At 29.7% G+C, this 13462-nt stretch carries 14 protein-coding genes and 2 pseudogenes; 2 read left to right on the top strand and 14 right to left on the bottom strand.

Going from position 1 to position 13462, the window contains the following annotated elements:
- Positions 1–2: 2 nt before the first annotated feature.
- On the bottom strand, positions 3–734 hold the full coding sequence (locus MAG_RS00455) for a TrmH family RNA methyltransferase (protein WP_011949267.1): 732 nt from the start codon (positions 732–734) through the stop codon (positions 3–5).
- Positions 719–1252 (bottom strand): tRNA (cytidine(34)-2'-O)-methyltransferase, encoded by a 534-nt coding sequence (locus MAG_RS00450; RefSeq protein WP_011949266.1) that lies wholly within the window; start codon positions 1250–1252, stop codon positions 719–721. Before MAG_RS00450 ends, MAG_RS00455 begins: the two co-directional genes overlap by 16 nt.
- A gap of 424 nt (positions 1253–1676) precedes the next feature.
- Here MAG_RS00450 and MAG_RS04655 point away from each other — a divergent pair.
- Together MAG_RS04655 and MAG_RS00440 are read left to right on the top strand one after the other, a co-directional pair.
- Positions 1677–3041 (top strand): annotated as a pseudogene (locus MAG_RS04655) (MAG4530 family protein).
- Entirely contained in the window at positions 3028–3486 is a 459-nt protein-coding gene (locus MAG_RS00440) for a hypothetical protein (protein ID WP_011949263.1), read from the top strand. Before MAG_RS04655 ends, MAG_RS00440 begins: the two are co-directional and overlap by 14 nt.
- A gap of 45 nt (positions 3487–3531) precedes the next feature.
- Here the strand turns inward: MAG_RS00440 and rplA are convergent, their stop codons facing one another.
- From rplA to pip, 12 genes and pseudogenes are all read right to left on the bottom strand, one after another.
- On the bottom strand, positions 3532–4227 hold the full coding sequence (gene rplA / locus MAG_RS00435) for a 50S ribosomal protein L1 (protein WP_011949262.1): 696 nt from the start codon (positions 4225–4227) through the stop codon (positions 3532–3534).
- Positions 4228–4229: 2 nt separating this feature from the next.
- Positions 4230–4697 (bottom strand): annotated as a pseudogene (rplK, locus tag MAG_RS00430) (50S ribosomal protein L11); the annotation flags it as partial.
- A 196-nt stretch (positions 4698–4893) separates the two neighbouring features.
- The gene (locus MAG_RS00425; protein ID WP_011949260.1) at positions 4894–5388 is read right to left on the bottom strand and encodes a thermonuclease family protein; all 495 of its coding nucleotides are present in this window, start codon (positions 5386–5388) and stop codon (positions 4894–4896) included.
- Positions 5389–5472: 84 nt separating this feature from the next.
- The gene (gene fba, locus MAG_RS00420) at positions 5473–6348 is read right to left on the bottom strand and encodes a class II fructose-1,6-bisphosphate aldolase (RefSeq protein WP_011949259.1); all 876 of its coding nucleotides are present in this window, start codon (positions 6346–6348) and stop codon (positions 5473–5475) included.
- A gap of 3 nt (positions 6349–6351) precedes the next feature.
- The gene (rpoE, locus tag MAG_RS00415) at positions 6352–6612 is read right to left on the bottom strand and encodes a DNA-directed RNA polymerase subunit delta (RefSeq protein ID WP_041308689.1); all 261 of its coding nucleotides are present in this window, start codon (positions 6610–6612) and stop codon (positions 6352–6354) included.
- A gap of 37 nt (positions 6613–6649) precedes the next feature.
- A complete protein-coding gene (locus MAG_RS00410) occupies positions 6650–7843 on the bottom strand; it encodes an MAG0770 family lipoprotein (RefSeq protein ID WP_011949258.1) in 1194 nt (397 codons plus the stop codon).
- Positions 7825–8565 (bottom strand): pseudouridine synthase, encoded by a 741-nt coding sequence (locus tag MAG_RS00405; RefSeq protein WP_011949257.1) that lies wholly within the window; start codon positions 8563–8565, stop codon positions 7825–7827. The genes MAG_RS00410 and MAG_RS00405 overlap by 19 nt, the downstream gene beginning before the upstream one ends.
- 14 nt (positions 8566–8579) lie before the next feature.
- Positions 8580–9674, bottom strand: coding sequence for a nicotinate-nucleotide adenylyltransferase (locus MAG_RS00400; RefSeq protein ID WP_011949256.1), 1095 nt, complete (start codon positions 9672–9674; stop codon positions 8580–8582).
- A gap of 6 nt (positions 9675–9680) precedes the next feature.
- Positions 9681–10928 (bottom strand): Y-family DNA polymerase, encoded by a 1248-nt coding sequence (locus MAG_RS00395; protein WP_011949255.1) that lies wholly within the window; start codon positions 10926–10928, stop codon positions 9681–9683.
- On the bottom strand, positions 10918–11310 hold the full coding sequence (locus MAG_RS00390; protein WP_011949254.1) for an iron-sulfur cluster assembly scaffold protein: 393 nt from the start codon (positions 11308–11310) through the stop codon (positions 10918–10920). The genes MAG_RS00395 and MAG_RS00390 overlap by 11 nt, the downstream gene beginning before the upstream one ends.
- Before the next feature lie 25 nt (positions 11311–11335).
- Positions 11336–12496, bottom strand: a complete 1161-nt coding sequence (locus MAG_RS00385) for an aminotransferase class V-fold PLP-dependent enzyme (protein ID WP_011949253.1) — start codon at positions 12494–12496, stop codon at positions 11336–11338.
- 3 nt (positions 12497–12499) lie between these two features.
- Complete coding sequence (gene pip, locus MAG_RS00380; protein ID WP_011949252.1) at positions 12500–13459, bottom strand: prolyl aminopeptidase; 960 nt, start codon at positions 13457–13459, stop codon at positions 12500–12502.
- Positions 13460–13462: the final 3 nt, after the last annotated feature.

Raw genomic sequence — 13462 nt, 5'->3', positions numbered from 1 at the left:
TCCTACTTTTTTGCTTTATTAGCTTCATAAAGAACTATTCCTGCGCAAATCGCTACATTTAGACTCTCGAAATTAATTGGTACATAAATTAGCATGTCAGCTATGTCAGCTAAAGCACTGCTTATTCCCGAACCTTCATTGCCAAAAACAATTACCGCTTTGTCACTTTCAAATTTTACTTTTTCAATTTCAACACTGCTTTTATCTAAACTAGTAGCGTAAATTTTAAAGCCATTTTGCTTATATTTTAGGAGTATATTGGTTAAATTATCATAATTGTAATTTACCAAATTAACTGTAAATAAGGCTCCCTGGCTAGAACGAATGACTTTATCATTATAAAAATTTACATTAGATACAACTGTATCAAAACCAAATGATTTAGCTACTCTTATTATTGTGCCAACATTGCCTGGATCTTGAACATTGTCTAAGAAAACAACTTTATTTCCTAATTGCTCAAAATTTGGCTTTTTGCGACATAAGGCAACAATTCCTTCAGGATTTTTTGTTTTAGTTAAAGCCTCTAAAACATTTTGACTAACTAATATAGAATTATCGTATATGGCTGTTTTATAGTCTGATTCGTACAATTCTAATACAATATTTTCTTTCAAAGCTTCTTCAACCAAGTGATAGCCTTCAACTATAAAAAATTCAGAATTTTTGTCATTAAAAATTTTTCTAAGTTGCTTAATCTTAGGATTTTGTGTGCTGGTTATTCTTTGACTCATTCTTTAATAAAATCTTTTCCTTTTTGAGTTTCGTAAAGTGATAAATCCTTAAAATCAATTTGTCTCATAACTTCAAAACCAACAATGGCGACACAGTTTGCTAAATTAATACTTCTCATTTTGCTTATCATTGGAATTCTTAAACAATTATCAATGTTATCTTTTAACACTTGTTTATCAATGCCTGTAGATTCCTTGCCAAACATTAGTCATATTTCATCATTATTTTCATATTCTTTTTTAAAATCAACATCACTGTAAGTTTTTAGGCCATATCTAGTTATGTAATATATATTTTTATCCTTGTATTTATTATAAAAATCAGAATATGAATCATGAACTTCGTGTTCAATGTCACTTAAAAGTCTGCCTGCTGCTGGACGAGATAAATATTTGGGGTCTAAACTAAAAGAAATGGGTTTAATTATGTGTAATTTAGCACCAATTGCAAAACAAGTTCTTATGATGTTGGCCGTATTTGGCGGTATTTCAGGCTTGAATAAAACAATATGTACCATAAATTCTCCGTGAAATATTATTATATATTATTTTAAACTCTACCCTTGCCCTTTGTCCAAAAAGTGCAAATTTGGCTGTTTTTAAGGGGTAAAAGTCTATGTTTTTGCCTAATAAAACCACAATCATTCCATATAAATAATTTGTAAAAATGACTTTTTTATAATTTTTTTGTGCAGTAAATAACAAATAGAAAATCAATAATGCACGAAAGAGGAACTCATGAATGCAATTATACAAAATAACGAGACAACAAAAAAGGATGCACTTTCAGAAAACAATCCTGATATAGAATTATTTTTTAAAGAACAGCTAAAAGAATTTAATGAAAAAATATCGTCGCTAATAGACAAAAAAAACTTATGGTGGGTGTTGTAAAAGAAAATTTATCACTTTTTACAACTCTAAATACGAATGAGGTTGTTCATGATACTAGAAGACAAAATACATATTGCAGAAAAATATAAAAGGAATAATATAGCCATATATTTTGCCTCGTTATTTTTTGCGCCTGTTATTTTTAGTTTTATTTTTTATGTCTTTTTAATCTTTTTTGACAGACTTCCATTATATTTTGTTGAGCTTACTAAACAAAGTTTAGAAAAATTTATGAATGAGCGCATTGCTGAAAATGCATATGTTCTTGCAATTGCAACAATCTTTAGGATTCTAATTCTTTGGCTTCTACTAATGTGAACAATAAATTCATTGTCTAATATTCTTTTTAACAAGTTTTATGACTACAACATATTAAAGTCACTAAACTGACTAAAAGTTAAACTTTTCACTGCATTTAGATTTAAGGATTTTGCAAAATTATGTAAGAAAAATAATTTTGTTTCAAATGAGCAATTATCGCTTATTAAACAAATGCAAGATGTGGGATTTTTAGTTCAAGGGAGTAAATCAATTGCCATAAAATATAATGACTATTTTGAAGCTAGTGATATAGATTTTGTGTCTGAAAATTCATCATCTAGAATCATAAATTTAGATAAGCTTTCTAACATTACGTTTAATTTTAAAGATCAAATAATTGCTAAGTCAAGGCACAATGATACTGAAATTGAAGTATTGTCTCCTAAAATTTTACCTAAAGAATTTGCAGTTTATAAATCTGGTATAAAAGTCCCTAAATTGAACTTTATGATTGCAATGAAAGTTCATCAACTGCTAAGATTTTATAGATTAAAATCAGAAGGCAAGGAAATTCCTGCAACAAAAATTAAAAATAGTTTACTTGATCTTGGTTTCTTGCTTTCAAAATCTTGTTGTTTGCAATATAGAAAAATATTATAATCATTTAAAAATTTATCATTGCTAAATTTATTTTCTTCTTATCACTTAAACACTTTTGCGTTTGATGATTTTGACAATATCAAAGAATCGCTTAAATTTGCTAATTCATACATTCAAAAAGTTCAAAACATTCAAGAAGTTTATGATTTCTTAGATAAATTTACTGAATTATTAAAAAATGACAAAGAAGCTTTATTTATAGGCAAAAGAGTCAACCTAATTATTAAAAATAAGAGAAGCATAGAAGAAAAATACTTACAAAATTCTTTCGCCTTAGATAAATCACTTTTAGCCTTAGAAAGAAATTTTGCAAGCAATAAAGAGAAAGTTAAGTACCTTGAGGAGTTTAGAAAACCTGTTGAATTTAGAGCATTAAAAAACACAATTAGCTTGTTTGAAAGTTCACTAGATTCTTCATTATTTATTGATATAAGAAAAATCCTTTTGTTAGAGTTGAATGAAATTAGTGAGGTTTTAAATGAAAAAATCTAGTCTACGTAATATGCTTGGTTTTTCAATATCCATAATTGTCCTGGTAGCAGGTTTGCTAATAACTGATTTATTCAATTTAGTAGCAAGGCTGGATGAATCATTCAAATTTAGCACGCTCTTTATATTGCAGGAAGTTGCTTATTCAGTATATTTTGCATTTCTTGTGCTAATATGCTTCATGGCGCTGTTCTTCTTTATAGAATCATTAACATTTGTCTCTTTACGCAAAGACCGAATTAAATTGCTTTCAACATCAAATGCATTTCTAATATTTTTCGTGGTTTACATAATTACTGCTTTATTAACTTTTTATAATGGAAATAATAAAGTTAGACAAGCTGTTAGTTTCATTATTATGCTAGTCAGAACAGCAGTATCAATTCTTCTTATAATTTTTGCTGTTCACTCTATAAAACAGGTTAAAACATTGCTTGCTAAAGTTTAAAAAAATAAATTCCGCTTTGTGTGGCGGAATTTTTTCTGCGTTTAATTATTTTTCAATCTTAACTTTAACACCTGGACCCATTGTTGCTGAAAGAACAATGTTTTGGATATATGTTCCTTTTACAGCAGATGGTTTTAGTCTCTTAATTAAGCTAATAACAGTTTTGATGTTTTCAACTAATTTTTCAGTATCCATTGATACTTTTCCAACTAATGTATGAACAACACCGGCTTTATCTGTTCTATAGTTTGCTTTACCTTTTTTAAGTTCTTCAACTGCTTTTTCAGGAGTTGGAGTTACTGTACCTGTTTTAGGGTTTGGCATAAGACCTTTAGGTCCAAGTTTCTTACCATATTTACCTAATAATGGCATCATTGCAGGGTCAGCAACCATAACATCAAAGTCAAATATATCCTCTTTAATTTTTTGTTCCAATGTTTGACCATCAACGACTTGGTCTGCACCAGCAGCTGTGGCTAATTTTTGTTTTTCAACATTATTTGTAACAACTAATACTGAAATTGATTTACCTGTTCCATTTGGAAGTAGAACTGAACCACGTAATTGTTGGTCAGCCTTTCTAACGTCAAGGTTTAACTTAAATACTAAATCAACTGAGGCATCAAATTTTGCATATGAAGTTCTTTTAACAATTTCAACAGCTTCTGCTAAATCGTAAGCAATGTTTTTGTCAAATGAGCTTCTAGCGTTTTGAATTTTCTTTCCGCCTTTTGCAGACATTATTTATCTCCTTCAGTTTTAGTAGATTTTTTAACTTTGCCGCCTTCATAGCCGTCAATTAAAATTCCCATATTTCTTGCTGTACCAGCGATAATTGCCATTGCAGCTTCAACATCATCAGTATTTAAGTCAGGTAATTTGTATTCAGCAATTTCTCTTAATTGATCAACAGTAATAGTTGCAACCTTAGTTGTCTTAGCATTTGAGCTTCCACTTTCAATCTTTGCAGCTTGTTTTAATTTGTAACTTGCTGGTGAAGTGAATAGTTTAAATTCAAATGATTTGTCATTGTAAACAGTAATTTGAACTGGAACTGGTTCATTACCTCTATCACGTGTTGCGTCGTTAAATGCACGTGTAAATTCTGGCATGTTAATACCAACACCTGCTAAAGCAGGACCTGGTTTAGCTTGACTAGCATTAAATTGTAACTTACGAACACGAACAATATCAGCTTTTGATTTTGCCATATTTTGTTATCCTCTCGATAATGTGGTTCTAGCGATTTAATCTCCCACTAGTAAAGAACAATTTATAATAAATTGCTTTTTAATTATATATTTAAATCTTAAATTACATACAAAAATTTATGGTTTGTAAAATACATCTTTTTGTGCATGTTGTCAAATGTTAATTCTTTGGATTTTTGCTTCATTTTCCGCTGCTTTAAGCTTGTAAAAATATTCAACTAAGTTTTTTTTCATTTACTGCATACTTATGCTTAGAATCGACTGATATATAATGAACTCTTGCTAAACCATTTCTAACTAATTCTAAACCTACATCAGAATATGTGTTTATGCTTGTTTTATAGTACAAAAATGCAATAATTCGGTTATACTTATCATGCTTTATAAATCTATAGTACAACTCTTTGTTATTTATCATATTAGTTAAGTAAATTCTTGCCTGATGTGCATAAAAGTTTTCAAATTTAGCTAACTTTTGAATATTATCTTTAAAAGTTTCTGGTGCATCAATACCAAAAAGCCTTATTGTCTGCTTTTTGTCATTTTGCAAAAATGAAATAGTGTCCCCGTCTATTATGCTGACGTTTGAATCAATTTTAGTGCTTTTTAAGTAATAATTGGCAACATTGGTGCAACTTACTAATTGATAAGGCAATACTAATGCAGATATGAAAAATCTTAGAGCTTTCATATATTAATAGTTTTGAAAAAGCATTAGGATTATAAAAATAAAAAAATTGGGAAAATCAAGCCGTTTTTCCCATTTTTTTATTGATTAGTATCTGTTTTGTGAATTAAAGGTAATTATTTTATCTTTTACTGCTTCACATATTGCTTTGCATCCAGGCGCAAGTAATTTTCTAGGATCAAAATTCTTGCCTTTCTTTGATTCACCTGAAATAACAAACTTTTCCACAGCATCAGCAAATGCTAGTTGTAACTCAGTATTTACATTAATTTTTGTTACACCTAAACCAATTGCTTTTAAAACTTGTTCAGTAGGAATCCCGCTGCCGCCGTGTAAAACTATCCCAATGTCTGTGGCACTGGCAATTTTACTTAATGCTTCAAAATCCAATGACTTTCATGATTCAGGATACTTACCATGAATATTGCCAATTCCGGCTGCTAAAACATCTATTCCGGTTTCTTTCATCTTCAAAGCATCATCAACATTTGAAATCACACCAGCTGAAGAAATTCCGTCTTCTTCGCCGCCAATAGCACCTACTTCAGCTTCTACAGAAACATTATGCATTTTGGCAAAGTCGACAACTAGTTTTGTTTTAGCTAAATTTTCTTCCATTGAAAGCATAGAGCCATCAAACATAACAGATGTAAAACCTGCATCGATTGCTTTAAAGCAAGAGTCAAAATCTCCATGATCTAAATGGAGCACAACAGGTACATCAATTTTTAAATCATAAACAAGTGACTTTACTAAATTTGCCACTGTTGAGTATCCACCCATGTACTTAATTGCACCCATACTTGCGCCTAAGATAACAGGCGATCTTAATTCATTTGCAGTAATTAAAATATTTTTAGCTCACTCAAGATTATTAATATTTATGTGCGGTACTGCATATTTATTTAGTTTAGCATCTAGCAATATTTCTTTTGCATTAGTAAGCAAGTATTGTTTTGCCATTTTTTACTCAAAACCTTCTCTAGTAATTCATAAACCTTGATTGTTTCTTTCAAAACGTGAATCAACAGTTAATAAACGGTATAATTCACCGATCTTGTTTTGACGAATCTTGCTATAATCAAGCTCTTTTTGTGCTGCTTCTTTTTCTCATTTTGGTTTAAGTTGTGCTTCAACTTCATCAAAAATAGTATCAAATTCCATATATTGGCTGCCACCTGATTTTTCCAATAAAAACTCAATGGCAACATCTAACATTGTTTTCATATACTTTCCCCTAATTAATATTATTTAAATTATATATTTAGTTCTTGTAATTTTTAATTGTAAAGTTAATTTTTGCACTTATGTCAATTAGCTCTTGAAATAGGTTTTTAAATACAAAAGCAAAATCATTGTAATCTAAGTCACTTGGGTAAATTTTTATATTTCATTTCTCTTTATCATCAACTAAAGCCAGAACAAATTTGTCAAAAAGATTCTCAAGTTCAAATTCTTTTACTTGATTTTGTGAATTAGATGACTCATCTATTTTAGAAAATCTTAAGATCAATTTTGAATTATGTTCATTTTTAACTTTTTGGGCTGGTTTATAGACATTTTTGAAAAATTCAACAGTCTCAAAAATTTTGTTATTTTTTCATACTCTTTTATCATTTGAATTTGAAGAATCATCAACTTCAGGCAAGATAACTTTATTTCATTCATATCATAAATTGACCAAGGCATGAGTGTGATAGGTATTTCCTTCAGGAGTAATACCTCTTATATTTTTGTAGTCAATATTGACTTTTTGAGAGTCAAAAAACTTACGAGAGTACTCACTTTGCATTCCAGAATATTTTTTAACTAGGCTCTCTAAAAAAAGATTTTGATATCTATATCTTTCTTTTTCGCTCAAATTTTTAAATAATGGCCACCCCGGCAAAATATCAAATTCATTATAAAAGCTTTTAAATAATGAATCAGATTTGCTTTTTCTTAAATCTTGCACATAATCACTTATTATGTTATTAACTTCTTCGTTCAAAATTGCAATATAACCAATATTTGTTCTAATATTTATCTCTTTATTTTTAGGTTTGTCAGTTAATTCATTAAATAACAACTCGCTGTTAATAGAATTGTTGATCAATTCAAATTTTCCGTCTGTACCTGTTTTATAGCCTAATTCTAACTTGTGGTCTTGCTTACCATCTTTATTTGTGCCCATATAGGGCAATATTTGATCAATTACATTTTTTCATTCTTTAGTTATATGATCAATCTTGCTGTAGTTATCTAAAAAATACTTTTTATATGAATCGTTAGATATAAAATTGGTTATCTGTTCTCATATATTTTTGTATTGATTATAGTACTCAAACATTTCTTTTGAAAATTCAGTTTCAAATACATCTTTTTGTCTATAAAAACTGCCTTGACAACTCGCTGATATTATTGACAAGGAGGCTAGTGAAATAGGCAAAAAGGTCAATCTTACTTTTCATTTTGACATAATTTTTTTTCTTGCTGTTCTACAAGAAGTTTAAGATTTTTAACTTCTTTAATTGTTAATTCCCGATACATTCCTTCAGGCAATTTGTCAACAGTTAAATTGGCATAAGAAACTCTTTTTAAAGTTAAGACACTGTGGCCAATTTTTTCAAATAATTTTTTAACATGATGGTATGAGCCAACATGAAGTGAAATTAGGTAGCTTTTTGTATCAACTTGATCAACAATTTGGTAGCTCATTTTTCCATCAATTTCAATGCCTGCATTAAGCTCTCTAAATTCTTTTAATGTTAAAGGCGAATCAATTCTAGCACGATAAACTCTTTCGATTTCATATTTAGGATGCGTTAATTTGTTAACTAACTCATAATCAGTTGTGAGTAATAAAACGCCAGTTGTATTACGATCCAGTCTACCAACAGGGACAATTCTTTCGCTAGTGTTAATTAAATCAATAACAGTGTGACGACCCTTAGGATCTTTTGAAGTTGTTATAGTGTTCTTAGGTTTATTAAGCAAATAATACTTAAAAACAGTGTTTTTGGTCAAATTTATTATTTTGCCATTTACTTTTATTTCATCATTCATGCTTGCTTTATCGCCAATAGATGACTTAATTCCATTAACAAAAACAAGACCCTTGGAAATCATTTTTTCAGCATCTCGCCTTGACATTAGGCCTGATTGTGCTATTAATTTTTGTACTCTTACTAATTCTGGCATATTATAATCACATTCTACTTAGACCACTTATTATTGATCTCATTTTGCTCATCACTAAAAGTAATGTTTTTGGCAAGATTGTATTCAATGTTTCTTTTAACAACTTGCTTAAAGCACTCATTAAAGTCTTCTAGCGCTAGCTGTCTTAGCTTTTGCACTCCTGCAAAAGCACGTCCATCACAAATTTTATCTGCTATATACAAAATTTTATCTAATGTTGATAATTCTAATGCTAGTGATGTGTGAATCCTGATAGCATTATAAATTTCGTCATCATCATTCATATAAATATGTTTAAACCATAGTGCCCCAGCAAGTTGGTGAAGCTTATAATTTGGAAATAATTTTCTATCATAAGCATTTTCAACAAATTGATTGATAAATGCTCTGGATTCATTTTCGTCTAATTCCTTACAAATATCGTGAAATAAGCCTGCATAATAAGCTTTTTTTGCATCATATTGTATTGATTTAGCTAGCATAACAGCAAACTCAGCAGCAGCTACACAATGTTTAGCTCTTTTTGCTGTTAGTAATGAATAAATGATTTCCTTTGCATATAGAAAGTTATTTCCAATATAGTTATTGACTTTATTATCAGTTAGATCTAACTCACCTTGTCTAACTTTAGTAGATGATTCATCAAAAATTGGATTATTCATAATTTTAATGCCGTACTTTTTGGCATTAATTTTATTTATATTTTTGCTACGTTTATAAACAACAAATTGGCAACTTTTAGTCATCTCATCTGCATATTCTCATTTATGAAATTTAGGCAACAAATCAGAGCCCATTATGAAAAAGAGTTCATCGTTTGGAAACTTATTTTTAAAATATCTTATTGTTTCAAAAGTGTAACTAACTCCTCCTCTTTTTATCTCAAACAAAGACACTTCTGAGTTATAGCTAAAGTTTTCTAAAGCCAAATTTAGCATATTAATTCTGTCACTATCTGCGGCTACTTGATTTTTCTTTTTGAATGGACTAATAGCAGTAGGGATGAAGTAAATTTTGTCCAAACCTAGTGTTTTATAGGCAAATTCAGCAATTTTAATGTGTCCATTATGCACAGGGTTAAATGAGCCCCCAAACAATCCAATTTTCATTTTTTCCTACTTTCTTATTCCTAAATCATCTTCAAGATATCTACTTTGCACAGACTCTTTTATTTTTTCTTTAGAAACTCTGTAGCCGGTTTTTAAAACAACCTTGCCAACTTTTTTGTTTATATCATTAATTATATTATTTACTTTGCTTTCCTGCTTGTAATCGTCATATGTGTCAAAAATTGTAAGTTGTTTAAAATGTTCAAACTCATTAATTAAGTTAGTTAATCTTAAGCCAACGCCACGAATAGGTTGCTCTTTTCACAATTTTTCAAAGAGTATAATGGCATTTTTATAAATTTGTTCAGCATCATTAGTTGGCTCAACCAATTTCATTTGCTTGCCTTTTCAAACTTTAGAAACGCTTCTGATTATTACTGTTAAAGTAAAGCCAACAACATTACGATTTTGTGCTCTATGACTTACTTTATATGCAATATTTTTAATTACTTTATATATTTCACTTCGTTCATAAAAGTCATAAAGCGGAAATGTAAGCTCATTGCCTATACCTTTTAAATTGTTATGCTCATATGTTAGCTTATCATTGCCATTGCCATTAGCTTCATTAATAAAAGCAGACAGTCTGTTTCTAAAAATCATGTATAAATCGGAATTTAACTCACTAGAACGAGCTAACTGGCCAATTGTTTTAACATCTGCTTTTATTAATTTGTCAGCGGTTTTTTCGCCTATTCCATAGTACTTTTGGATATTTAGTGGCCAAATTTGAGTCTCAAGATCATTATGATTTTCAATAAATTTAACGCCAAATGGCTTAGCTAAATCACTAGCTATTTTAGCAGCTCATTTTGAATAAGAAATTCCTATCGAAATAGGAATGTCAAAGATCTCGTTGATATCTTCTTGCAATTTTCTAGCAAGCGCAACAGGATTTTTGCCTTCTGCTATAGCAGTAACATCAACCCAACATTCATCAATTGAACCGACTTCAATATTAGCAGTGTAATTTGATGCAATGTAATCAAAAATATTGTTTGATGTTGTATAGTATAAGTCAAAATTAGGCTCGACAAAAATTGTTTCAGGAGCCTTTTTTTCAATCATAAATCTTGGTCAGCCGACTTTTATGCCAGCATTTTTTAACTCATATGAAATACTAGAGCAAATTGAGCGACTTAATCCATTTGAAACTGCAACAGGTTTATTTTTTAACCTATGATCTTTTGATCTGTGCGCGCTTACAAAGTATGAGTCGAAATCTATATGAAATATAATGTTTTTATTGTTCATTTTTTAATTTTTCTTTTAATAGTTTGCTTAGCATTTGCACACAGTCAAGCCTGTTAGCATGTTGATTAACATTATCAAAAACTAATAGCTCTCCAAGTTTGTTTTTTTCTTCATCACTTAGAGGCTTTCCAGTAATATTTTTTTCGAATAAGTCTATAAAATAGAGTGATTCATCTATAGTTGTACTATTTAAATACTTGCAAAGCAAATTAGCTGATGAGATAAAATAAGCACAGCCATTGCCATTAAAATGTAAATCTTTTAAAATTTTATTTTCGATTATATAATCAGCTTCTAAGTAATCACCACAAGAGTTGCTAAAAGATTCTATTTTTTTATTTTGCACATCCTTTTTAAAAGAAGGCTTAAGATAATTACTCATAATAATTTCTCTTTTTTGTTCAAAACTATAAGACAATGAAATCACCTCCTTTTTTTAATGCATGAGTTAGCTTATTAATGTCATTTTTATTGTTGTAAACCCCTAGCGAAACCCTGACGAAGGAATCGTTACAAGCAAAATTTTTTAAATAGTGGGCGCAAAAGATTCCTGAACGCACATATATGTTATTTACACCTAAAAAATGCGCTACATCTTGCGAATTAATTCCCTTTATGTTAAATAAAATTATGTGATCATCTCTTTTTGAATAGATTTCAATATTTTGTACTTTCAAAAGCTCGTCGTATGCATAATTGCTTAGTTTTTTTAATATTTGCTTGCTTTTTTCATAACCAATATATTGGTTAAAAAAATCAATTGACCTATTAAACATAAAGATAGCTGCAAAATTAAGTGTTCCAGGCTCAAATTTTTCGATACTATTTTTAATTATAAAACTATTATCTTTGTTTACTGAATTGATTGTGCCACCGCCAAAAGTAACAGGATCTAATTCTTTTAATATATGTTCTTTAACAATTAAAGCCCCTAGGCCTGTCGGCCCATAAAATTTATTTGCACTAAAAGCTATAACATCACAATTTTGCAAACTGACTTTTTCATAAACTATAGCCTGAGCTGCATCATTTACTAATATTGCTCCAACTTTGTGACATTTTTTATAAAGGCTTTCTATATCTATTTTTACTTGAAAATTATTGGTTAATTGTGAAAATGCTACAACTTTGGTTTTGCTGTTTATAGCACTTTCTAAATCAGGGGTGTCAACAATTTTTACATCTATATTGTGTTCTTTGGCTAACACAATTCATGGAATCATATTTGATGAGTGATTATAGCCATGCAAAATTATTTGATCACCGGCTTTTAATTTTTGCATGTACATTTGTGCAAACTTATTTAGTGAATCTGTTGCTCCGGAAGTAAAAATTACTTCATTTTCTTTAGCATCAGTTAGTAATGCAATTTTGCGTCTAACTTCATTAACTATTTTATTGGTATAAATGCCTAATGGAGAATTATTAGTTCTTGTGCTAACCGAATATAAATTATAAAAATTGTTGCTTTCAGTAATGGATGGCTTAGGTTTAAGCGCTAAGGCTGCTGTGTCCAAATATACTATTTTATAGGCTAATGGGAAGAATGATCTAATCGATTTAGGCATTATTTATCCTTTAATAAAATTCTCAATTGCATATTTATCAGTAGCTTTAACTAACTCATAAACAATGCTTTCAGACCACTGTGAATGACCGGAGTCTTTAAGTATCTTAAGCGTAGAATTAGGCATATTTTTATGCACTAAATATGCACCATATGGCTGGCAAATTAAATCATAAGCACCATGAATAATGTCGGCTGAAATGTGCTTAATTTTGTGAATATTATTTAATATATAGCCTTCCTCAAAGAAGCAGTTATTAACAAAATAATGATTTTCAATGAGCGCAATTTCGCTATTTGCCTTGATGTCTGTTTCATCAAAATCACCACCAAGCAATTTTACGTTAACAGATTCCCATCTAGCTCATTCATTTAGCGCTTTAATTCTAATGTTAGGATCGCTATCGTTCATTAACTTATGATAATAGTTTATAACATCATTTCTTTTATCAACTGGAACAAGGTCTATATACCTTTCAAAATCTACTGGATTCATTCTATTTGCACCATCTTGATAAAGTCAAATAAGATCATGCTTTATGCCTAAAAAAAGTCCACGTAACACTATATGCGATACTCTATCAGGATGATTAATTGCATAACACAAAGCTAATGTTGTGCCTCATGAACCACCAAAAAGCATTCATTTATCTATTTTTAGATGTTTTCTAAGCATCTCAATATCATTAATCAAAAATCAAGTTGTGTTATTAATTAATGACATTGATGGCTTACTTTTTCCACACCCTCTTTGGTCGAATAAAACTATTTTATAGGCTTTTGGGTTAAAAAGCCTTCTGCTGTTTTCGTTACAGCCAGCACCAGGTCCTCCATGAATATATAAAACTGGTATTCCATCAGGATTGCCTGAAACTTCATAGTAAATTTCATGCATCCCATCTTCAGTTTTCAAATAGCCACTTTCATATGGGCTATTTGAATCATACAAATATTTAATGTTCAAAAT

The sequence above is a fragment of the Mycoplasmopsis agalactiae PG2 genome (assembly GCF_000063605.1).
Lineage (GTDB): Bacteria > Bacillota_I > Bacilli_A > Mycoplasmatales > Metamycoplasmataceae > Mycoplasmopsis > Mycoplasmopsis agalactiae.
This window is presented reverse-complemented; position numbering and strand designations above follow the sequence as displayed.